This window comes from Pseudomonas sp. C9 (genome assembly GCF_002000165.1).
In the GTDB taxonomy this organism is placed as follows: Bacteria; Pseudomonadota; Gammaproteobacteria; order Pseudomonadales; family Pseudomonadaceae; genus Aquipseudomonas.
The window spans coordinates 5,198,883-5,221,593 of the sequence record NZ_MPAK01000001.1; the positions used below are offsets into that span (position 1 = coordinate 5,198,883).

The 22,711-nt window shown below is 58.5% G+C and carries 19 protein-coding genes and 2 pseudogenes; 7 read left to right on the plus strand and 14 right to left on the minus strand.

Going from position 1 to position 22,711, the window contains the following annotated elements:
* Window positions 1–48 precede the first annotated feature (48 nt).
* Together BMS17_RS24340 and BMS17_RS24345 are read left to right on the plus strand one after the other, a co-directional pair.
* A complete protein-coding gene (locus BMS17_RS24340; RefSeq protein ID WP_046030319.1) occupies window positions 49–2,271 on the plus strand; it encodes an AAA family ATPase in 2,223 nt (740 codons plus the stop codon).
* Window positions 2,264–3,073, plus strand: a complete 810-nt coding sequence (locus tag BMS17_RS24345; RefSeq protein ID WP_052961885.1) for an HNH endonuclease — start codon at window positions 2,264–2,266, stop codon at window positions 3,071–3,073. The genes BMS17_RS24340 and BMS17_RS24345 overlap by 8 nt, the downstream gene beginning before the upstream one ends.
* Window positions 3,074–3,252: 179 nt before the next feature.
* On the opposite strand, the gene katG is transcribed toward BMS17_RS24345, so the two are convergent.
* Together katG and BMS17_RS24355 are read right to left on the minus strand one after the other, a co-directional pair.
* Entirely contained in the window at window positions 3,253–5,508 is a 2,256-nt protein-coding gene (katG, locus tag BMS17_RS24350) for a catalase/peroxidase HPI (RefSeq protein ID WP_077431950.1), read from the minus strand.
* A gap of 410 nt (window positions 5,509–5,918) precedes the next feature.
* Window positions 5,919–6,374 carry a glycine zipper 2TM domain-containing protein gene (locus tag BMS17_RS24355; protein WP_046030315.1) on the minus strand — a complete coding sequence of 152 codons (456 nt, stop codon included), beginning with the start codon at window positions 6,372–6,374 and terminating at the stop codon, window positions 5,919–5,921.
* A gap of 179 nt (window positions 6,375–6,553) precedes the next feature.
* Between BMS17_RS24355 and BMS17_RS24360 the strand changes: the two genes are divergently transcribed.
* A complete protein-coding gene (locus BMS17_RS24360) occupies window positions 6,554–7,279 on the plus strand; it encodes a DUF2238 domain-containing protein (RefSeq protein ID WP_077431951.1) in 726 nt (241 codons plus the stop codon).
* Here BMS17_RS24360 and BMS17_RS24365 read toward each other — a convergent pair.
* On the minus strand, window positions 7,197–8,057 hold the full coding sequence (locus BMS17_RS24365) for a CAP domain-containing protein (RefSeq protein WP_077431952.1): 861 nt from the start codon (window positions 8,055–8,057) through the stop codon (window positions 7,197–7,199). The two genes, BMS17_RS24360 and BMS17_RS24365, sit on opposite strands and share 83 nt — an antisense overlap.
* Before the next feature lie 219 nt (window positions 8,058–8,276).
* Between BMS17_RS24365 and BMS17_RS31075 the strand changes: the two are divergent.
* Together BMS17_RS31075 and BMS17_RS31080 are read left to right on the plus strand one after the other, a co-directional pair.
* Window positions 8,277–9,032, plus strand: a pseudogene (locus BMS17_RS31075) (MCP four helix bundle domain-containing protein); the annotation flags it as partial.
* Window positions 9,033–9,164: 132 nt separating this feature from the next.
* Window positions 9,165–9,890, plus strand: coding sequence for a methyl-accepting chemotaxis protein (locus BMS17_RS31080; protein WP_371916737.1), 726 nt, complete (start codon window positions 9,165–9,167; stop codon window positions 9,888–9,890).
* Window positions 9,891–9,953: 63 nt separating this feature from the next.
* On the opposite strand, the gene BMS17_RS24375 is transcribed toward BMS17_RS31080, so the two are convergent.
* From BMS17_RS24375 to BMS17_RS24385, 3 genes are all read right to left on the minus strand, one after another.
* Window positions 9,954–10,394: a hypothetical protein gene (locus BMS17_RS24375; protein WP_077431953.1), complete on the minus strand. Its 441-nt coding sequence runs from the start codon at window positions 10,392–10,394 to the stop codon at window positions 9,954–9,956.
* 104 nt (window positions 10,395–10,498) lie between these two features.
* Entirely contained in the window at window positions 10,499–12,181 is a 1,683-nt protein-coding gene (gene ilvD, locus BMS17_RS24380; protein ID WP_046030308.1) for a dihydroxy-acid dehydratase, read from the minus strand.
* Window positions 12,182–12,247: 66 nt separating this feature from the next.
* A complete protein-coding gene (locus tag BMS17_RS24385) occupies window positions 12,248–13,144 on the minus strand; it encodes a LysR family transcriptional regulator (RefSeq protein WP_046030574.1) in 897 nt (298 codons plus the stop codon).
* Between the two features lie 130 nt (window positions 13,145–13,274).
* On the opposite strand from BMS17_RS24385, the gene BMS17_RS24390 reads away from it, so the two are divergent.
* Complete coding sequence (locus BMS17_RS24390; protein WP_046030307.1) at window positions 13,275–14,618, plus strand: MFS transporter; 1,344 nt, start codon at window positions 13,275–13,277, stop codon at window positions 14,616–14,618.
* 134 nt (window positions 14,619–14,752) lie between these two features.
* Here the strand turns inward: BMS17_RS24390 and BMS17_RS24395 are convergent, their stop codons facing one another.
* From BMS17_RS24395 to BMS17_RS24420, 6 genes are all read right to left on the minus strand, one after another.
* Window positions 14,753–15,601, minus strand: coding sequence for a hypothetical protein (locus BMS17_RS24395; RefSeq protein WP_046030306.1), 849 nt, complete (start codon window positions 15,599–15,601; stop codon window positions 14,753–14,755).
* A gap of 152 nt (window positions 15,602–15,753) precedes the next feature.
* Window positions 15,754–16,413 carry a metalloregulator ArsR/SmtB family transcription factor gene (locus BMS17_RS24400; protein WP_046030305.1) on the minus strand — a complete coding sequence of 220 codons (660 nt, stop codon included), beginning with the start codon at window positions 16,411–16,413 and terminating at the stop codon, window positions 15,754–15,756.
* Window positions 16,414–16,431: 18 nt separating this feature from the next.
* Complete coding sequence (locus BMS17_RS24405; protein ID WP_046030304.1) at window positions 16,432–17,061, minus strand: hypothetical protein; 630 nt, start codon at window positions 17,059–17,061, stop codon at window positions 16,432–16,434.
* Between the two features lie 127 nt (window positions 17,062–17,188).
* Window positions 17,189–18,247: an acyltransferase gene (locus BMS17_RS24410; RefSeq protein WP_077431954.1), complete on the minus strand. Its 1,059-nt coding sequence runs from the start codon at window positions 18,245–18,247 to the stop codon at window positions 17,189–17,191.
* A gap of 75 nt (window positions 18,248–18,322) precedes the next feature.
* A complete protein-coding gene (locus BMS17_RS24415; RefSeq protein WP_046030302.1) occupies window positions 18,323–18,556 on the minus strand; it encodes a hypothetical protein in 234 nt (77 codons plus the stop codon).
* A 137-nt stretch (window positions 18,557–18,693) separates the two neighbouring features.
* Entirely contained in the window at window positions 18,694–20,172 is a 1,479-nt protein-coding gene (locus tag BMS17_RS24420; RefSeq protein ID WP_077431955.1) for a family 16 glycosylhydrolase, read from the minus strand.
* A gap of 23 nt (window positions 20,173–20,195) precedes the next feature.
* On the opposite strand from BMS17_RS24420, the gene BMS17_RS31085 reads away from it, so the two are divergent.
* On the plus strand, window positions 20,196–20,243 hold the full coding sequence (locus BMS17_RS31085) for a hypothetical protein (RefSeq protein ID WP_371916738.1): 48 nt from the start codon (window positions 20,196–20,198) through the stop codon (window positions 20,241–20,243).
* 8 nt (window positions 20,244–20,251) lie between these two features.
* Here BMS17_RS31085 and galE read toward each other — a convergent pair.
* Window positions 20,252–21,256: pseudogene (gene galE, locus BMS17_RS24425) on the minus strand (UDP-glucose 4-epimerase GalE); the annotation flags it as partial.
* A gap of 29 nt (window positions 21,257–21,285) precedes the next feature.
* Entirely contained in the window at window positions 21,286–22,704 is a 1,419-nt protein-coding gene (locus BMS17_RS24430; protein ID WP_077431957.1) for an oligosaccharide flippase family protein, read from the minus strand.
* Between the last annotated feature and the right edge of the window lie 7 nt (window positions 22,705–22,711).

Genomic DNA, 22,711 nt, shown 5'->3' on the forward strand with positions numbered 1-22,711 from the left:
ATCAGAGCCCAAGTCGTGATATGAGTCGGGTGGACGCTGGAGGAACAGATGATCAGATACGAAGTAGGGCCTGCACCGACGTTTTTTTCGACGGCTGAAGCTCGCGAGCACTACGTCACTGCGAAAAAGTATTATCGGGAACTTTCAAGATCAAGACGCGGGCATGTTGTCGGTCCGGATGTGCGTGGGCCAGAGCTTACCAATCCTTTTTTCCGTGCGGCAGTCGAAGAATGGTTACGGCGAGGCGTTAACAAATGCGTCTATTGCGAGCAACAAATCAGCGCGTTGGTCGTCGATCTTTTCAGACCCAGACTGGTAAGTCCGGAATCCGGTTATGAATCTACAGGGCCTGCGTATTGGTGGCTCGCTTTTGAATGGACCAACTTCCTGCCGGCCTGTGTCGAATGCAGCACCCTGAAAGGGCAGAAGTTTCCGGTCTATGGTCCGCGCATGGAGTTTAGTGGTTCCGTGACCACAGAAGATGCACAGCTTCTGAATCCCGCTGATGACGAATTGGCCGATCGATTTGTTTTTCTGGAGGACGGTCGTATCGCCGGTCAGGGCGATAAGGCCAGGACAACGATTGATGTGATCGGATTGAATAGGCCCAGCCTTGTATCAATGCGTAAGGCTGAGTGGTCCGATCTACAGTCGATGGCTTCCGAGATTAATTTAAAGCGCTTGAATGCGAAGCAACTCAGATTGATCGAAGAGAAGTGCGGTGCAACTTATCCTTTTTCTGCTTTGCGTCGGCAGCTGTTCAAAAGCTGGGTCGCATTGCAGTCTGAAAATGACTCCGGCTTTTTGAGGAAACTGCAAAGAGCCTTAGGGGGGGCAGAGATTGACGATGCATCGACGCTAAGCTACTCGGTTGGGGATATGAGTAAAATTTCTGACGAGCTGGATCGCCAGACTGAGGAGTTCGAATCATTCTCGATTGAGGAAGTCGAGCCGCCCGTTCAGCTCTATCAAAAGACCCAATATATTGAACGGATAGAAGTTTCCAATATTCGCACCATAAAAAAACTGGATGTTTCTTTGAAACCCGCCAGTGACAGCGTCGGCTCATGGTTCATGTTTCTCGGCGAGAACGGCACGGGAAAAAGCACTCTGTTGCAAGTCGTCGCGGCCGCCCTGATTGGGCAAAGTGGTGTTGATGAACTGGGCATTACGGCCGATTCACTGCTGAAAAGCGACGCCGACTTCGGCACGGTACGTATCTATCTGACTGGGCTTTCAAGGCCTATCACCCTGAATCTTGAGCGCCAAGGTAACAGGGTCAGTGTTGATCCCCCCGAACCGAAGGTCATGGTCCTGGCTTATGGGTCGATTCGAGTCTTCGATGAGCAGCTTCTTGAAGAAAGCAGTTTCAGGGCTCGAAGCAAAGTCAGGAATCTTTTCAATCATCTGCATACTCTCGATGCGGGAAATCCTTGGCTGAATCTGTCTCCGGACGCCGAGTTCGAGAACATCGCCAATGCCCTGACCGCGCTGCTTCCAAGGCCCGATGGGGCACGGATCATCAGAAAAAACGGTGAAGTACTGGTTGAAAGTCCCAATGATATCGGTGGGCTGTCTTCGATCAGCAGCGGCTATCGAGCGATCATTTCTCTGGCCCTGGATATTATCGGCATCTTGCGACGGGGCGGCTGGCAGGACATTTCACAAGCCGAAGCCATCGTACTGATTGATGAAATAGACGCGCATCTGCACCCACGCTGGAAGATGAAAATAGTCCAGCGCCTGCGTGAAGTGTTTCCGCGTATTCAGTTCCTTGCCACCAGCCATGATCCGCTGACACTGAAAGGCTTGGATGCCAATGAGATAGCGGTACTGGCGCGCACCATCGATGGCGATGTAATGCAGCTGGACTTCTCCGGTGAAGCCTTGCCATCGCCTAGGGACATGCGGGTCGATCAGATCTTGTCCTCGGAGTACTTCGGGCTTAATACCACTGAAGACATGGAGATGGATCAGACGTTCGAGGACTATTACAAGTTGCTTGGGAAACCAAACAGGACTAGCGATGAAGACGTGGAGCTCACAAAGCTGAAAGAAGGTTTGGGGAGGTCGAGAAAATTCGGCGTAACCCCAAGGGAACAGTTGGTGTATGAATCGGCAGACCGATATGTCGCTTCACGGAAAAATCAACGAGAAAGCATGTCGGAGGGCGAAAAAGAGGCTGCCATCAAGAAAATGCAGGAGCTATGGGGCAGATTGCCGAGCCTGGAAGGCGAGGGTGACGGACTTGAGGGCGCGAACAATGATTAAAGTTTCAAAGCCCGTCAAGCCGCCCAAAAGTCTCGACGGCCCCGACTCCATCGGTGGCAAGGAAACACAGAAGGCGATCCAGTCGCTTGGCAAGGGCGTCACTTACAGCGCTTATAAAAAGCCTGATGTCGTTGCCGAGCTGCGCACGATATTCCACAAGAAGTGCGCTTACTGCGAGTTCAATTACAGTGCCGGTTCACCGACGGATATTGAGCATTTCAGGCCCAAGTCCGGCTACATCACCAAAGACAATAAAATGTCCGAAGGGGGATATTACTGGCTCGCCGCGGACTGGGATAACTTGCTGCCGTCCTGTATTGATTGCAATAGACGGCGCAAGCAACCTATCGGCAAGGAGCAGCAAAAGGTTACGGGTAAAGGCAGTCATTTTCCTGTCAGGAATGAGGCGTCAAGGTGGACGGACCACCGGGTTACGAACCAAGAGGAGCCTTTGTTGCTAAATCCCTGCGTTGACGATCCGTCGTTGCATCTCGAGTTTTATGGCGAAGGCTTGGTGCGTGCCAAAAGTAAAAAAGGCGAGGCCTCGATTGAGGTGTTTGGGTTGTTACGGCGCGACCTTGTCGAGGAACGGAATAAAAAGCGGGTCACGGTTGAGGCGGACATTTTGCGTGCTTTGGAACGGATTGACGAAGCCCTCCATGCAACAAATGCGGAGGAGCAGGCAAAGATGGAGCGTTTAGCAATGGATGAGCTCAATCAAGCTCGCTTTCATCTGAGTCCTGCATGCCCCTTCCTTGCGCAGACTCGGTCGATATTCCAGTTCTATCATCTCCCTGTTTGATCACAGCCCTGTTGGTTCAGAGCCATCGACGATTTGTTCCAGATATCTGATCACGTTAATACAAGCAGCAAGAACGGTAGGTCGGATGTTCTGGTCCAAATAGAGTAAGCCTTTAAAAGCCACCCCGACCCGTTTGATCGGGGCGGGGTGGTTCATTCAAGGCCTGACGGTTTACCCCGTCACTTCACATCAAACCGATCCAGGTTCATCACCTTGGTCCAGGCCGCCACAAAGTCCTTAACAAATTTCTCCTTCGCATCACTGCTCGCATACACCTCGGCCAGTGCCCGCAATTGCGCATTCGACCCAAAGACCAGGTCAACACGCGTCCCGGTCCACTTCACTGCACCGGATTTGCGATCGCGTCCTTCGAACTCTTCAGCGGCCTCGGAGGTGGGTTTCCATTCCACGCTCATGTCCAGCAGGTTGGTGAAGAAGTCGTTGGTCAGCGCTTCCGGTTGTTGGGTGAAGACGCCGTGGCGGGTTTGTCCGACGTTGGTGTTCAGCACTCGCAGACCACCAATCAGCGCGGTCATTTGCGGAGCGGTGAGCGTCAGCAGTTGCGCCTTGTCGATCAACAGTTGCTCGGCCGGTACGCGGTAGCGGGTTTTCAGGTAGTTGCGGAAGCCATCGGCAATCGGTTCGAGGAAGCCGAAGGATTCCACGTCCGTTTGCTCTTGCGACGCGTCCATCCGCCCCGGCGTGAACGGAACCGTCACGCTGTGACCGGCATTTTTCGCCGCTTGTTCGACGCCCGCGTTACCCGCCAATACGATCAGGTCGGCCAGCGAGACTTTCTTGCCGCCGCTGTTGAACTCGCTCTGGATGCTTTCGAGTTTCGCCAGGACGTTCGCCAATTGTTCTGGCTGGTTGGCTTGCCAGAATTTTTGCGGGGCCAGGCGCAGGCGTCCGCCGTTGGCACCGCCGCGTTTGTCGGAGCCGCGGAAGGTGGAAGCGGCTGCCCAGGCAGTCGATACCAGCTGCGAGACCGACAGGCCGGAAGCAAGGATTTTGCCCTTGAGTGCAGCGACGTCGCTGTCGCTGACCAAGGCATGATCGACCGCCGGGATGGGGTCTTGCCACAGCAGTACTTCGTTGGGCATTTCCGGGCCGAGGTAGCGGGAGAGGGGGCCCATGTCGCGGTGGATCAGCTTGAACCAGGCGCGGGCGAAGGCGTCGGCCAGTTGATCGGGATTGGCCAGGAAGCGTCGGGAAATCGGCTCATAGATCGGGTCGAAGCGCAGGGACAGGTCCGTGGTCAGCATGGTGGGATTGCGCCGTTTGGACGGGTCGTGGGCATCCGGAATGGTACCGGCACCGGCGCCGTTTTTTGCGACCCACTGGTGCGCCCCGGCTGGGCTTTTGCTTAGTTCCCACTCGAAGCCGAACAGGTTTTCCAGGTAGTTGTTGCTCCATTTTGTTGGCGTGGTGGTCCAGGTCACTTCCAGCCCGCTGGTGATGGTGTCCGCGCCTTTGCCGGTGCCAAAGCTGTTCTTCCAGCCAAAGCCTTGCTGTTCGAGACCAGCGGCTTCGGGCTCGGCACCGACATTGTCGGCAGGTCCGGCGCCGTGGGTTTTACCGAACGCGTGGCCGCCAGCGATCAGCGCCACGGTTTCTTCGTCGTTCATCGCCATGCGGGCGAAGGTTTCACGGATGTCCGTGCCTGCAGCGACAGGATCCGGATTGCCTTCAGGGCCCTCGGGGTTGACGTAGATGAGGCCCATTTGCACGGCGGCGAGTGGGTTTTCCAGATTTCGGCCCTGCTCGGTGCGGCTCTCCTCGTTTTTCCCAGGCTCAGCAACCAGCGGACCTTCGCCGGGCTCTTGCATAGGCTGGTTTTCTTTGCCGTAGCGGATATCGCCGCCCAGCCATTTGTTCTCGGAGCCCCAGTAAACGTCTTCGTCCGGTTCCCAAACGTCCGGACGACCACCGGAGAAACCAAAGGTCTTGAAGCCCATCGACTCCAGCGCCACATTGCCGGTCAGCACGATCAGGTCAGCCCAGGAAATGTTGCGCCCATATTTTTGCTTGATCGGCCAGAGCAACCGTCGTGCCTTGTCGAGGCTGACGTTGTCCGGCCAGCTGTTGAGCGGTGCAAAGCGTTGCTGACCGGAGCCGGCCCCACCCCGGCCGTCACCGGTGCGATAGGTTCCGGCGGCGTGCCAGGCCATGCGAATGAAGAGTGGCCCATAGTGACCAAAGTCCGCTGGCCACCAGTCTTGCGAATCGGTCATCAACGCCGTGAGGTCTCGTTTGACCGCTGCAAAATCCAGTTTTTTGTACGCTTCGGTGTAGTTGAAACCCTCGTCCGAGGGATCGGACAGAGACGAATGCTGGTGCAGGATGTTCAGGTTCAGTTGGTTCGGCCACCAATCGCGGTTCTTCGTGCCACCACCGGCGGCGTGGTTAAACGGGCATTTCGATTCATTTGCCATGTGCGAGCTACCTTTGGTCGTGTTCATCCGGGCTACCCGGCCCGTTGTGGGCTCGAAATAGCGACGAGCGAAAGCAATGACACAGGCTGCTGGGCCAGCAGTTCGATTCACTGATTGTTTTGATCACACGGGCATCGGTACAGCGCAGAACGAGGTGCAATCACGGTGGCCCACGGCAGGCTTAGTCATGTTTCTGACTCATTCCTGTCTCCTTATCAGCTCAAAACCGGCCGGCTCACGCCAGCGCTGGGATAAGGTTAGACGCCTATCTGCAAGTCAGCTAATAGGTGGAGTATTCGGGGCTGATAGGCAAAAGCTTTTATTGGGGCCTTTGAGATTGTCTGGGTTTAGAGGCCCTTGGAAGGAGACGGATCTATTGATAAACAAAAAATCCATCCCCTCATTTTTACTTAGCCCTGCGGCACCACCCGAGCTTCGTTTCCAGTGCCTTCGATATAAACGTTCATGCCTTTGTTCAGTCCAGGATTGATCGGCTGGGTCACCGACACCAGCACACCACTTTTTGTGCGCACGATGATCTGTTGAGCTTCCTGAGGCTGGTCATACTTTTTCTTCTCCGCGTAGTTGCCGCCTGCCGCACCCGCGAGCGCGCCGGCCACCATCGCCACGTCCCGTCCTGTGCCATGCCCGATCAAACTGCCAAGGCCGACACCGGCGATCCCGCCAAGAATGGCGCCGACACCACTGTCATGATTGGTTTGCATCTGCGTGAGGGTGATCTGCTCAATCTTGCCCGAGCGAATTTCCATTTCACCCGCGCCTCCGCTCCCGGCTCCAACGGCGGCGCAGGCGCTAAGCACAAGGCTCATCAGTGTGATCGTTATCCAGGAAACAGTGGTTTTCATCATTGAGCTCCAGCTTTCAGGAAGGGGTGTGTATCCAAACGCATCACCTCACGTTAGTGCAAAAAGCCTAGCACACGCTTTTAAGCCCATTGGTGTTCAGGAGTCCTGCCTTTTGTCGCTGTGCTTGAACCGGTTTTACGTTGAATTGATCTGATGTTTGTCACCCAGGAGCCCACGCCATGCAGCCAAAACCCTATGCGCGATACGACCTGACGCTGCTTTTGGTGTTTGTTTCAATCGTCGTGGTGCTGGGCTTTTCGCCGCACAGTCGGGTTGATTGGGCGCTGGAAAACCTGTTGGTGCTGTTGCTCGTGGGCACCTTGGTGGCGGCCTCTTACTGGTTTCGTTTGTCTGCGGTGTCCGTCACCCTGATTTTCGTTTTCCTGTGTATTCACGAATTGGGTTCTCACTACACCTACGCCGAAGTGCCCTACGACCGTTGGTGTGCGGACCTGGCCGGGTTCAGCCTCAACAAAGCCCTTGGCCTGCATCGCAACCATTTTGATCGGCTGGTCCATTTGAGCTACGGGTTGTTTTTGGTCTATCCCGTGCGAGAAGTGCTGCTGCGGCTGACCCCATTGCGGGGCATTTGGCTGCTGTTCGTGGCGATGAACATCATGCTGTCGACGTCAGCCATCTACGAATTGGTGGAGTGGATTGGCGGGGCCTATCTGGGCGACGACACGTCCCGCGCCTTCATTGGTGCTCAAAACGATCCGTGGGATTCACAGAAAGACATGGCGCTGGCGGTGACCGGCGCCTTTGTCAGTTTGCTGGTGATGTTCCTTTTCAAGGTAAAGAAACAGCGTTCAAGTCACCCGATCAAGGCGCCCCAAACAGCATCGTCCAATACACCCCTTCATCACTGCGGGCATCTGCCGCATAACCCGCGCCGACCTGAGTAAATATCGGGTTCATCAGATTCGCGCAATGCCCGGGACTGGCCAGCCATCCTGACATCGCCTTGCTCGGTGAACTTTGCCCGGCGGCGATGTTTTCGCCGGTCTGCCTGCCGCGAAAGCCGGCGGCCCGAGCCCGGTCGGCGGGCATATCACCGTCGGGGTCTCGGTGCGCAAAGTAGTTGCCGTAGGCCATGGCCTTGCTGTGCCCTTGGGCGGCGGCGCCCAAGGCGGTGTTCCAGCTCAGCGGCCGTGCGGCGGCGAAGCGCTGAGCGCCACACATCCGCGGTTTGGCCCGTGCCGCGTTGACTTGTGCCAACAGTGCCTTGCCGACGGTTCGCGAGTCGCCGACCTGACGGTCGAGTACCGGTTGCGCCAGCACCACTTGCCATTGCGATCGGCTGCGACTGACGCCGATGTCCGCGTACTGGCCGTCCAGCAGCGCACCGCAGTAATCGTCTTGCAACCTGTCAAAGGCTTCATCGGCATCCTGCGCACCGACCACCCGAATGCTTCGAACCGTGACCGCCGAATAGCCGGAAGCCTTCAGCCGATCGCGCAAACCACCGCCATAGCCGATGGGCAGCGCCAGGTTCGAGTTCAGCGCCAGCGGCGCCAGGCGTTGTGCTGGGCGCCTGTCGCAACGTTGCGGATGGGCACGGTAATCGTTGATCGCGGCCACCAGTTGGCGTTCGCCGCTGGCATGGGCAGGGGTGGCCATTAGAGCAAGCACAGGTAAACAACACAGCGAGGCGCAGCGCAAGGCGAGGACGGTGGGGTGCATGGGGCGGACAGCTCTGAGGAGATAATGACGAAAATGAGAATTTACGGCGCCTGTAAGACTGGCGACTGAACACTAGGTTCAGGAGGGAAGGGGGCAGAAAAGCGCGTTTTACCTACCGCATGTCGAAAAAGGTCAAAAGTACCGAGCCACTGTTAAACAAGTGGCTGCAGCGGTCGATAGCATTTTCACAAAACCGACTAGCCAACAGAGGGCTGCACTGTGTCGATAAAACTGCGATTACTGTTGTTGATTGGCACCAGCTTGCTCACCGCGCTGATCGTGAGTCTGGTCAGTTACGTAGGTAACACGCAGATGGCCGAAGCGGTGAATGAGAGCGAGGTCAGCATGACCGCGCTGCGCAATCACCTCGAAGCCGACATGATGCATGACGCCCTGCGCGCCGATGTGTTGTCGGCGATGCTGGTCGGCCTGGGCAAAAGCACCAGCAGCAAGGTCGAGGTGCACAGTTCAATCGAAGAACACACGACGCATTTTCGCGAAGTGCTGGGTGAAAACCTCAAGTTGCCGGTCAACGACACCCTCAAGGTTGCCCTGAACAAGGTCAAGCCGAGTCTGGACACCTACATCGCTGCGGCAGAGCGCATCGTTGGCCTGGCATTGGAAAACCCCGAAGCCGCGCAGAAAGAACTGGGCACCTTCAATGCCGCGTTCAGCCAACTGGAAGATCAGATGGCGGCCCTCAGCGAGCTGATCGAAACCAACACGCAACAGACCAGCCAAAATACCCAGCAAGCGATCCAGAGCGCCAACTTCACCCTCGGCGTCGTGCTCATCGCCAGCCTGGTGTTGCTGCTTATTCAGGGACGCTGGGTGATGCTGAGCATCATGGGGCCTTTGCAGACCGCTAATCGTATCGCCATCAGCATCGCCCATGGCAACCTCAGCGAACCGATTGTCGAGCCGACGCAAAAAGACGAAGCCAGCACCCTGATTCGCAGCCTCGCCACGATGCAGCGCGACTTGCGCGGCATGATCGAAGTGGTGCGCAGCAACGCTCACGGCGTGAGCGGCATGAGCGATCAATTGAGCAGCGGTTGCCATCAGGTCGCCGACAGCAGCCAGCAGCAAAGCGCCGCCGCCAGCACCATGGCCGCCGCCGCCAGCGAAATGACCGCGAGCATCGAGGAAATCACCCGCCACGCCGAACGCGCGCTGGACATGGCCAATCAGGCTGAATCACTGGCCAAGGATGGTGGTCGGGTGATCCATCAGGTCGTCGCAGACATGGACGGCATCGCCCGTTCCGCGCAGCAATCGGCCCAGGTGATTCGCACGCTGGACAAGGAGTCCGAAGGGATTTTCAGCATCATTCAGGTGATCAAGGGCATCGCCGACCAGACCAACCTGCTGGCCTTGAACGCCGCCATCGAGGCGGCGCGCGCCGGTGAGCAGGGCCGTGGTTTTGCCGTGGTCGCCGACGAAGTGCGTAGCCTCGCCGGACGCACCAGCGCCTCCACCCAGGAAATTGCCAGCATGGTCTCGCGCATCCAGCAAAGCACCCGCGAGGCGGTGACCAGCATGGAGGCGGGCGTGGCACAGGTGGACAAAGGCATGGCCGTGACGGCCGACGTTGAGCGCGCCATCCGTGAAATCCTCAGTGCGACGCTGAGTACCACGCAACTGGTCAACGACATTACCCGCACCATCGGCGAGCAAAGCCTGGCCAGCAACGAAATTGCCCATCAGGTGGACATGATCGCCGGTATGTCGGAGGGCAACAGCAAGGTCATCGGCCAGACCGCCTCGACTACCGATGAACTGTCGAGCCTGGCGGGCAAACTGTCGCAATCGGTGGACCGGTTTCGGCTCTGACAGCATCTGGTCGTTACGTCTTCCCGCTCCCACGCTTTTGCGTGGAAGCGGGAGGAGAGGTTCTTAGATAAGTTCACCGCAGAATATATCGTGATTGCCATCGGCCGGGCTATCGCGCACCACCAGCGAGTAATGGCCGGAGCGCAGCGTTTCGTATGGCAGAGGCACAGTCTTCTGGAGTTGGATTCCCTCTGTTTCGTTGAAGTTGTCAGTCACTACCTGGTTGAGTGAATAGGCCGGTTTCGGCTCATGCCGGGCACAGCTTCCCGAGTAGACATAGGTATACAAGTGCGCCGGAACTAAAGTGCCATCGGGTACACCACCCACGAACAATGAGAGTTCCGTCTCACCAGTGTTCAAGGGGGTTAGAACGGCCTGAGCGATATGTCCGGCATTGTAAGTAGTTGCGTTCAAGGGAACGGCGTCGATCTGCTGCGGGGTTGCTACAGCCACCGAGATGCAGCCAGCCGCGACCATCAACGCCAGCGAAGATACGATTTTCATCGTAAGCCTCCTGCCTTACAAAGGCGTGCTGAAGTGAGCCCCCTATAAATTTTAGTCGCCTATACACATCCAGGTGTTCTTCAGACGTTCGGGCCTCTGATGTTTTAGAGGTACTTATCCGTCACCGCGCCTTCCGAAGCACTGGACACGGTCTTCGCATATTTGGCCAGCACCCCGCGTTTGTACTTGGATTCCGGGCGGACCCAGCGGGTCTTGCGCTCGGCCAATACCGCGTCGGTCACGTCGACGGTGATCTGCCGGGTTTCGGCGTCGATGGTGATCCGGTCGCCGTCTTCAATCAGCGCGATTGGCCCGCCTTCAAACGCTTCCGGTGTGATATGCCCGACCACAAAACCGTGCGAGCCGCCGGAAAAACGGCCATCGGTAATCAGCGCGACGTCCTTGCCCAATCCCTTGCCCATCACCGCAGACGTGGGCGAGAGCATTTCGCGCATGCCCGGGCCACCTTTTGGCCCTTCGTAACGGATCACGATGACGTCGCCGGCCTTGACCTCCCCATTGAGGATGCCGGCCAGCGCACCTTCTTCACCGTGATAGACGCGGGCCGTCCCTTCAAAGCGCAGGCCTTCTTTGCCGGTGATCTTGGCCACGGCGCCGGTGGGCGAGAGGTTGCCGTGCAGTATCACCAGGTGCGAGTCCTTTTTGATCGGTTTGTCGAAGGGCAGAATCACGTCCTGGCCTTCGGGGTAGTCGGCAACGTTTTCGAGGTTTTCCGCCAGGGTTTTTCCGGTGACCGTCAGCACGTCGCCATGCAGCATGCCGGCGGCGAGCATGCGTTTCATCAGTGGCTGGATGCCGCCAATGGCGACCAGTTCGCTCATCATGTATTTGCCGCTGGGGCGCAGGTCCGCCACCACCGGGGACACCTTGCCCAGCTCGACGAAGTCGTCCAGCGTCAGTTCGACATCCACGGCATTGGCCATGGCCAACAGGTGCAGCACGGCATTGGTCGAGCCGGCGAGGGCGATGACCACGCGGATCGCATTTTCAAAGGCTTTGCGGGTCATGATGTCGCGCGGCTTGAGGTCCAGCTTGAGCAATTCCATGACCTGCTGACCGGCGCGAAAGCTGTCTGACGCCTTGTCGATGCCGACCGCTTCCTGGGAGCTGGAACCGGGCAGGCTCATACCGAGCGCTTCAATGGCCGACGCCATGGTGTTGGCCGTGTACATGCCGCCGCAGGAGCCGGGGCCGGGGATCGCCACTTCTTCAATCTGCTTGACCTGAATCTCGCTGATATCGCCCCGTGCGTGCTGACCCACGGCCTCGAACACCGAAATGATGTCGGTGTGGCCGGCGCCCGGGCGAATGGTGCCGCCATAGACGAAAATCGACGGCCGATTCAGCCGCGCCATGCCAATCAGGCAGCCCGGCATGTTCTTGTCACAACCGCCGACGGTCACCAGGCCGTCAAAGCCCTCACAACCGACCACCACCTCAATCGAATCGGCGATCACCTCGCGCGACACCAGCGAATACTTCATGCCTTCGGTGCCGTTGGCGATGCCGTCGGAGATGGTGATGGTATTGAAAATGACGCCTTTGGCACCCGCCGCGTTCGCGCCTTTTTCGGCTTCCAGGGCGAGTTTGTCGATATGCATGTTGCACGGCGTGACCATCGCCCAAGTGGAGGCGATGCCGATCTGTGGTTTCTTGAAATCCTCATCGGTAAAACCCACGGCGCGCAGCATGGCGCGTGCGGGAGCGGCTTCGACGCCGTCGATGACTTGGGAAGAGTATTTGCGCAGATCGTCGTTGTCGCTCATGGCGTTGGCTCACATCAGCAGACCGTATCGGCAAGGATTGAAGTCTAGACCCGGCTGCCGCAAAAATCAGTCCACCGTTGCACACACTTCACGCACACATTCGCGCAACCACCGATGCGCCGAGTCCGCGTCCATTCGCGGGTGCCAGAGCATGGAAACCGTGATCGCTGGAGTGGCCACCGGCAGCGGGAAACTGTGCAGTCCGGTGCGCAGGTTTTGCGTGTGCCGTTCGGGTACGGCAGCGATCAGATCCGAGGCGCGGGCCAGGGCCAGCGCGGCGGAAAACCCGCCGACGATGGTGACGATGTCTCGCTCAAGCCCCAGTGATTTCAAGGCGTCATCCATCGGCCCTTTATCCCGCCCGCGTCGCGAAACCAGAATGTGCCGGCCGGACGCGTAACGGGCGGGGGTGATCTCGCCCTCGCTCAACCCGTGCCCGACGCGTACCACTCCGATGAAGCGATCCTGAAACAACGCGCGGGTGCGCACTTCGGGGCTGGTGGTGTCGTCCACCACGCCAGTTTCCAGATCGACGGTGCCATCGCGCAGCAGCGTGCGGTCCTGATTGAGTTTCTGCACAAAATGCAGACGCACGCCGGGTGCTTGCTCGCTGATGCGGGCGATAAGAGCCGGCCCGAAGTTCTCGACGAAGCCATCGCTGGTGCGCAGGGTGAATGTGCGCACCAGGTGTTTGAGGTCGAGTTGCTCGGCAGGGCGCAGCACCGCCTCGGCGTGCAGCACCAGTTGACTCACCTGTTCGCGCAGTTCGAGTGCGCGGGGTGTCGGCACCAGGCCGCGTCCGGCGCGCACCAATAGCGGGTCGCCAGTGGTTTCACGCAATCGCGCCAACGCACGGCTCATGGCCGATGGACTCAGGCGCAAGCGTCGGGCGGCGCCCGCGACGCTGCCTTCGGTGAGCAGGGCATCGAGGGTAATCAGCAGGTTCAGATCAGGAGTAGTCATGGGGTGAACGCTAGCACGACTTTGCAGTGATGTGGCGTTGCGTGCAGGTATCAAGTGCAAGCCGTGCGTCTTCCGCCATGCCACGTCCGGCCATACGCTGGAGACCAACTTTTGATTCAGTGGCCAGGCAATGAAACTCATCACGCAATCAGGATCGGCCCGTTGGGCACTCGCCAGTCTTTCGCTGTCGATGTTGATGCCTTCACTCGACACCAGCATCGCCAATGCCGGATTACCGACATTGGCTCACGCCTTTGACGCAACGTTTGCGCAGGTCCAGTGGATCGTGCTCGCGTACTTGCTGGCGATCACCACATTAATCGTCAGTGCCGGACGGCTCGGTGACCTTGTCGGGCGCAAGCGCTTGCTGTTGAGCGGGATCGCGATTTTTACCCTGGCCTCGCTCGCCTGCGGGCTCGCACCTTCATTGGGCTGGCTGGTCGCGGCCCGCGCGGTGCAAGGCCTCGGTGCAGCCGTCATGTTGGCGCTCACCGTGGCGTTTGTCGCGGACACGGTGCCGAAGGCGCAGACCGGCAGCGCCATGGGCTTGCTCGGTACGATGTCGGCGATCGGTACCACGCTCGGTCCGGCACTGGGGGGCATGTTGATTTCCGGGGTTGGCTGGCAGGCGATTTTTTTGGTCAATGTGCCGGTGGGCGTTCTGAATTTCGTGCTCGCCTATCGCTGTTTACCGGCGGATCGTTCAGTCGCCCGGCCAGGTGGTTTCGATTTGCCGGGGACGCTGCTGTTGGCGCTGACGCTCGGCGCGTATGCGCTGGCCATGACGTTGGGCGATTGGGGTTCGCTCAACCTGGTGTTGCTGCTGGTTGCGGTGGTGGGTGCCGGGTTTTTCCTGTTCGTCGAAGCGAAAGCGTCATCGCCCTTGATCAGGCTGGCGCTGTTCCAGGATCGCCGGTTGAGTGCGAGCCTGGTCATGAGCGTGCTGGTGTCGACGGTGATGATGGCGACGCTGGTGGTCGGGCCGTTTTATCTGTCGGGCACGCTGGGGCTGAAGGCGGCGCTGGTCGGGCTTACGTTGTCGGTCGGCCCACTGGTGGCGGCGCTGGCCGGAGTGCCGGCCGGTCGTCTGGTGGACCGTTTTGGCGCGCAGCGCATGACGGTGTTTGGGCTGACATTCATGGCATTGGGTGCGGGGGTGTTGTCGATTATGCCGACTGGTTTCGGTATTCCCGGCTATGTCGCGCCCATCGCAGTCATCACCGCCAGTTATGCGCTGTTTCAGGCGGCCAACAATACGTTGATCATGAGCGGTGTCAGTACCGATCAGCGGGGCGTGATCGCCGGGTTGCTCAGCCTGTCGCGCAATCTGGGGTTGATCACGGGCGCTTCGGTGATGGGCGCGGTGTTTGCAGGCAATGGCATGCGTGTCACGTTTGCGCTGGCGACGGGGTTGATCGTGCTGGCGTTAGTCATCGCGTTGCCCGCTCGCAAACGCCAGCTCTCCGCTGCCTAAACAGCGCATCCACCGCAGTCCCCTTGTAGGAGCCGAGCTTGCTCGCGATAGCGCAGTGTCAGTCGATACAAATGTTGACTGATACACCGCCATCGCGAGCAAGCTCGGCTCCTACAGGGGTGGTGGTGGCGGGATCAGGAAACCTGCGTTTGAAGCGTGTCCAGAAGGTGGGCAAGCGGATCGGCCGTTTTGGCATCGTCGGTTTTTTTATCCGAGCCATCCGTCACTACACCCGCGAGGATTTCAGCCAGGTTGTGAAAATGCCCGGACTTCTTATCGGCGGGATCCGAGCCGGCGCTCTGGTTCAGTGCCGCTTCCAGCGAAAGGTGTTGGGTCAGCCATTGCGGCGTGTTCTTTTCTTCGGGGCTCATGTTGTCGAGAAAATCCAGGGCGGCATGAGCGCGGGCAACCGGGTCGTTGGCGAACGAGTCTTTCCAGTTTTTTTCCTGGTCCGCCGGGCCACTGTAATAACCGGTGGCGAGCCGGCCTTGCTGGCGCATCAAGGCTTGGGCCGACGCTTGTTCATCAGCGGTGAACTTGCCGCCTTCATTGGTGGCGACGGCGTTCAACGAACGTCGATCCAGGTCGCCAAACAGTGCATTACGGTCTTCATCCGTCTTGGCGTATGGCTGGCCGCTGGCGGTCATCTGCGCGTATTTTTCATCCATGCGCTTGCGCGCGTCGGCGGCCACTTCCGGGAAGGTCTTGTCCTTGGAACTGGAGACTGCGCCAGGCTTGGACGCGCCGAGCACCAGCGCATCGGCATTCATCCCCGCGCGGACCGGGAAGTACGGCGCATTGCCGACGATCGAGCTGTTGTAATCGGTGGAAGTGCTGGAGAGGCTCACCGAATCAGTGTTTGACGTCTGGATCTGCGCCGTCTCGTCTTGACCGACCTGCTGTCGGGTATTGGCAGACTTCGAATCGACAGCCGCCGCGTAGGCAGACATCGCCGCATTCGTTGAAGTTGAGACAGTGATCATTGTGCTTCCTTGGCGAGGACCGCTCACAAGTAGGAGCGTTGAGACGCTCGATGTCAGACACGGTACGTCGTATCCGTGACGCTTTCAGGTGTATCGGCGGCGACGCCCCCTACTTGAAGGCGCCGGTCGGTGGCCAGGGTTTCACCGATGATTCAAGGCGTCGGTTCCGGTTCTGTGGTCGCTTCAGCCTCTTCCTGAGGCTCACTCGGCCGCAGTTTGAACCGGCAGACATTTCCGCCCCGAACCATGCATTCCGTATGGTCGACCTCACCCCCCCCCAGCGCGCCGATCAAGGCCAGGTCCAGCTCGCAGACCACCGGATGCGCGGCGGCGAGGCGGTGGAAGACGCAGTTGTGCGCGACGATTTCCTTATCGTCCGAGCTGCGAAAGATCACCTCGGCTTCGTACCCGGCCTGATTCATGTGCTGCACGATGGTGCCTTCGTCCACCACGTGCTGTTCACGGTCCAGCGCCAGTTTACGACCCATGCTGCGCATCAGTGCCGCCAGGGCTTCGGGGCCGATGATGCCAGCCACTTCGTCAATCAGGACACTGGCCAGCAGCTGATACTGGCGAGGGAATTGCTCCTTCGCATGGTCGGTGAGCTGATACAACTGCTCCGGACGCCGCCCCGTCGGGCGCGTATCACCGCGCAGCACCAGGCCGGCACCCTCCAGCGCCGCCAGGTGCTGGCGAATCGCGGTGCGGGTGACGGCCAACTGCTCGGCCAGCTCGTCAATGCTCATGCCGCGTGCATGGTGCAGCAGCGCATTGAGCAAGTCCTGCTGGGTTCGGCCCAGTCCTTCAAGCATGGGGTGTCCTCGCGCGGGTCAGAATTTTTCCGGGAACTGTTTGACCAGCGCCGCCGTCAGTGCGTCGGCCAGCGCGAGTATGTGGGTGCGCATCATGTTCCAGGTGCTGGCTTCGCCGGCATAGTCGTGCGCGGCGATTTGATCGATCTGGCTGACATGGTGCCCGCCGTGGGCGGCCAGCATCGTCACCAGGGTGCTCTCCGGCAAGTTGGGGTTGGCCTTGGCCAGGAAGGCGGCGATGGCTTTGGCGTTGCTGGTCAAGTCAGCGACGGCGGCCTGCTTGCCTTTAGCATCCTTGGCGACGGTGGCGTCGCTGTAGTGTTTCACCGCGCCCCAGTGACCGGCAAGCAGCTTGAGCAACTGATCGGCAGCGGGCTGGCCGTAGAGCGGGGCGATGCTGTTGGCGATTTTGGTGGCGTTATCGACCACCTGATCGGCGGCGACTTTAGCCTGTGCCTTGTCGTGCTCCTGATTGGCAATGGCGTAGCTTCTGATCCAGAAAATATGCTCGACCCACAGGTCCCGCAGAGCGAGACGGGTGGTGAGTGCCGCGCTGTCGGCGGCGGGCGGTGAAGCGGGGGGCGTCTGGCTCCAGACGGGTTGAGCGCACAGGGCCAACAACAATAAAGCCAAGGTTTTGATATTCATCACGGCACCCTCTGTAGGTGGGATTGTTCGACAATATCAATTAAAGCATCAAAATATGTTTTTATTGGGCGTTAGCAAAAATTGCAGATCAACGGTCATGTCGTTGCGCTGCGGTGGAGGAGGCGCTTTATCGAGGCTTATTCGCCTCGACACGTTTGAAGGAGAATGAAAGGGCTTTTTTAATGTGCCTGGCAATGGGCGTTTCTATTTGTTTATGGATGACATGAGACGCACCGATCATCAACGCGATAGTGCCCCAGAGCAGGAGGTGTGGGTTTATCGCCGGATAGGCAATGTTGAAAATCATAAAGCCGATCATTTGATGCAGTAGATAAAGTGGGTAAGTCAGCGCGCCTAATGCCGTCCAGTTGAATGTCCCTACGGCTGCAGTCTTGTTGGTTGCGACCAGGAAGAATGTCATGAAGAACAGGATGATCATGCTGCAGACGATCAGGGGATCGAAGTCGGTTGGATATTTGGTTTCGAGCAATTCGGCCCAAACGATGGCGGTGAAGCAGGCCAATGCCAATGCCCCAGCCAAGAGCAGCACTCGTGTTTTGGTGATCCCCTTGGCCCAGATCATGAAGAACGTCGCACCCGCTATGAAATAGGCGGCGTAATCGGTAATTAATACCGAGCGCAACTTTTCGAAGGCGAATACTTCGGCACCGGCAGAGATCAGCAACCACCACACAAGACAGGTTTCTATTTTTTCTATTTTCTTGAAGGCCAGGAGAATGGAGATCATCAGGTAGAACTTTATTTCTACAAACAGCGACCAGTACACGCCGTCTATGGGCTCGACACCTACAAAGTCGCCCAGCAACGTCATGTTAATAATGTATTGATAAACATCAGCGGTGTATCGCGGCTGCCCAATGGCCAGCGTGATCAGAAAAGTCAGGGTGCAGCACACCCAGAAAGCAGGGTAGAGGCGAATGGCGCGGGATATGAAAAAGGCTTTGAGATTGTTGCCCGACGCGGTCATGAGAATGACGAATCCGCTGATCATGAAAAACAGTTCGACACCCAAGTAACCGTATTTGGCAGGCTCAGCCAACAGCGGGTAGGGCATTACAGACATGTCGCCTTTTGCATACCCGCGAAAAGCATAGTGAAAAAACACCACGGCGAGCGCTGCCAGGAAGCGCAGCAAATCCAGTTCATTCAGCCGGCGTTTGATCACGTACACGCTCCAGATGGGTTGGCGCTGATTGACAACTGACCTCCCTGCCGATTGAACGTTGATCCAGCGCGAACGCTAGAGCAGCAGTAGCGCCTCATGGACTTCAATTGAAGGGGTAACACCTTCCTTGCGTTGGCTCTCGAGCCAGTTTCTGGTTTTGATGACATCGAAGATCTGGCCTTGATCCATCAAGGTCAAAAGCAGCTCATCGGAAACCCGATAGCGCCCGCATTCCGGACAATCCCTTTCCTCCCATGGGCCGTGGCACTGAATGCGTTCCGCCACGCCGACACAAATCAGACAATTCACCGTTAGCCCCTCATTCTTGTTTTTTTAACCGCCGCCCGGGAGCCGGATGAGGCTGGAATTCTGTCGACCTGACTGCTCGAACGAAAGTTCAGGGGTAATCGGATGAACCTGACGGACAGATCCATGATTGAGAAACGCTACTGACTGCGTTGCCACACCTTGACGTAATCGACTCTGAAGGTAGAGGGCAGGTCAGCATCGTCCACCACTCCGAACCATTGCCACATGGCCTCACTGTCAAAGACGATCTGCATTGGAAAGAAGAAATTCGTATTCCTGGATTCCCGGACCAGCACGCCATCGACGTACCAGCGCAGGGTGTCGGGCTGCCAGTCGAAGCCGTAGACATGAAACGTACTCGCCAGGCGCCAGGGGCTGACCCAGATGCTGGCGCTGGCGACATGTTCGGTGCTTTGGGGCGTGGCCCACAGGTGGGCGTTCATGTTGTACAAGCGGTCGTAGGCAGCGTCTTTGGTCTTGCCGCCGATTTCGAAGATGTCGATTTCGGTGGCGTTATCTTCCATGCCCGTCCAGGCCAGCCAGAAGGCGCTGGAACCTGCCGAGTCCATGGGTTTGGCGCGTGCCTCGTAGTAACCGTAAAAACCGCGCTCGACCGTGCGAACCATGGCGGAAGAATAATCCTTGAAACCCAGTTGCACGTACTTCTGTGGCAAGGCTTCCTTGCGAAAGACGATGTTCAGGTTGCCGTTGGCCAAGAACGCATTGGCCGGCCTGAACAGCGCCGGCTTGCGGCCCAGGGATTCATTCCCCTGGGCATTGTTGACGTGCCAGCGCACGGTGTCGAGAACGTCGCCATCGAAGTCATCGGACAGTTTGCTGTCGAATATCCAGTTACCCGCATCGGCCTGATCGGACAGGGGCAAGCCGGCGTCGTCGAGTGTCGGCAAGGGGCCCAGCGGCCCGACCCGGGTCCAGGTATCAGCCTGCCGGGGAATGGCAACCGACCACTTGTCCGCCAGGTATTGATACGCCTCTTGTTGCTGCGCAAGGGAGGCAAACGGGCGGTCGTACACCAGCACTTCCGCGATATCGCCTTTGAAGTTGTCGGCGTTTCCGACCACGTTGCGCCCGACCGCGTAGGGCCCAATCGGCACGTCTTGAAGTTCGAGCACGGAGATGGTCGGCGCGTAGGCGTCTGCCTGTCGCAGGCTAATGGCAAAGTTGGGCAGCACATTGTCGTTATCGACGCTATTGGGGCGTGAGCTGAACAGCCGCTGCCAAGGGTCTGCCGGGCTCTGTTCGGGCAGACGGCGGGAGACGATCAGGAGGGTTGCCGGGCCATTGCCAACGCGGATTGTTTTGCCCAGAAACGCCGAAACGCCATTGAAACGCACCACCGCGTGGCCGTGCAAGGCGTTGGCCACGAGCTGCGGACCCGAGGGCCCAATGGCGTCGTCCACCGTGGCGTGGTTGGATTTGCCGGACTTGTCGTTCCAGTGCTGGAGGCGGTCCTGTGCGTCGATACTCATGGTCGATGCATCGGCCGCGTCCAGCCACAGCACCAGCCCGGCGGCTGGCGGACGGGAAGGCGCTGGCGCGGCGCTGCACGCCAGCGAAACCGACAACAGCAGTACCCACAGGCATTCTCTGAACATGTGCTTTCCTTACCGTTGGAACGATTGCTTACTTCACCGCAGTCAATGCCACTACGCCGAATGAGGATTGATAGCCCTGCGGATTGCACGACTGCCAACGCCAGGAATCCTCCATCATCTGATCCAGATCGCGTTGCGCGCTCCAGCCCAGATCCCGTCCAGCCCTGCTCGGGTCGGCCCACATTTGGGCGATGTCTCCGGGGCGACGCGGGGCGAAGCTGAAGGGGATGGTGATGCCGGTAACGTCTTCGAAACTGTGGATGATCTGGAGCACGCTATAGCCAATGCCGGTGCCCAGGTTCCAGGAATGAATGCCACCCATGTCTTGCAATGCCTGCAGCGCCTTCAGATGACCATTGGCAAGGTCGACCACATGGATGTAGTCGCGCACGCACGTTCCGTCCACCGTGGGATAGTCGCGGCCGTACACCGTGAGTTCGGGCATCCGTCCAATCGCGACCTGCGTCAGGCACGGCAACAGGTTGTTGGGGCGGCCCTTGGGGTCTTCGCCGATCATCCCGCTCTCGTGAGCGCCAATCGGGTTGAAGTAGCGTAGCAAGGCGATGTTCCAGCGCGAATCGGAGAGGCACAGGTCGGTCAGCAGCTCTTCGATCATCAGCTTGGTCCGGCCGTAGGGATTGACGGGTTTGCCAGTGCCGAGATCTTCGGCAATCGGTACTTGCGTGGGGTCGCCATACACCGTGGCCGACGAGCTGAACACCAGGTTGAACACTTCATGACGCACCATCGCCCGGCAAAGATTGAGTGTCCCGGCGACGTTGTTGGCGTAATAGTCCAGTGGCTTGCGGATGCTTTCTTCCACGGATTTGAGACTCGCAAAATGCACCACGGCATCGATGTCGTAACGACGGAAAATGTTGTCGAGCAAGATCGAGTCGCCCATGTCGCCATTGATGAAATCGACCCGGGTGTCGGTCAGTAGCTCAAGGCGCGCGATGCACTCTCGACAGCTGTTGCACAGGTTGTCGAGTATCAGCACGTGGTGTCCGGCGTTGATGAGCGCCAGGGCGGTATGGGAGCCGATGTAGCCGGCCCCGCCAGTGATCAGCGTAGTTTTGCGCATGGTGAGGTGTTCCTGTTTCGGGATTGAATTCAGCGAGCGGTGAAAACCGATTTGAATTCTTGCGGCCAGCGCGGGTGCATGACGCTATACGCCACGGCATAGCTCAGCGCGCCTGCCACGATGTTGCAGATCAGGTGCAAGTAACCTTCAAAACCCGATCGGGAAGAAACCAGGAGGACGAATGCGGCCATGACGAGCGAGGCAATCACGCTGCGATAGTTGGTGTCGAAAAACAGCCGCCAGTCATAGCCGATTGCGCTGTTCAAACCGCGGATTTGCAACGGTGTGATGATCGCCATCCGGGCCAGTAACGCCAGGGCGGCAGCCATGCCGCCATAGAGACTGCCGAAGCTATAGACCAGCGCCAGTGCCAGTACCGTGGTTGCCACTTCGGCCTTGATGGTCAGGTAACTGCGATTGACCGCGACCAGTGCGGTCGTGGCGTACATGGCGGTATTGCCGATGGCTGCCGTGCACGCAAGCACTTGCAGCGGCGCAATGGCCTCGGTCCATTTGGCGCCGAAGATCAACAGGATCACGTCGTGCGCCGTGAGTGCGATGCCGATGAACAAGGGCGTCAGCAGGAAGCCGCTGACGGCGGTCGAATCGCTGAAGATCGCGCGCAACCGTGATGGATCGGCGCTGCGCCGCGCGAACACCGGCAGCGCATAGCTCAGCAGGCCGTTGTAAATCGCGGTGCGGGGCAGTTCGATGATGCGCATCGCCATGTTGAACATGCCGACCGCATTTGCGCCGGCCGTCATGCCCAGGACCACGTTGACCCCACGCTGCAGCGTTTGCGAACTCAGCGCGTTGACGGCTACCGGTGCACCAGCCTTCAACAGTTCTCGCAAGACGGGGCCGTCAATATGAAAGGCGATGCGCTGCCGGTCTGCGCGCATCAATACGATGATGGACACGAACTCCATGATCAGTGCCTGGGCAATGACCGCCCAGGCCCCCAATCCCCAAAGCGCGACAGCGACGCCGCCGACGCCACCACACACCTTGCCCAGCAGCGTGCGCGACGCCAGCGTCTTGAAGTCGCCGCTACGGCGCATCTGCGCCACATAGACCCGCGCCATCATGGTGAACAGGATTTTCACCGAGGCCACCGCCGTCATCCATCGCAGCATCGGGTCAGGCGTGTACACAAGTACCGCGCCCGAGATGACGACGATGGACGCCAGACTGACGAGTACCGCCGCCCAGAAGGCCGTGGAGATGTGTTTGTCCTCCAACCGCTCGAGTCGTACCAGCGGGTCTTCCAGAACCGATGAATACACCAGGCCGATCAACTCGACGATGGCAATGATCACCGTGCCCACACCCAGCTCTGCGGGCGACAGCAGCCTGGCATACGCGACAAAGGTAATCATCGACAGGAAGATCAGGCCGAATTTCTCGGTGAATATCCAGATCAATGTAACCAGACGGTGATTGGCCATGGCGGAT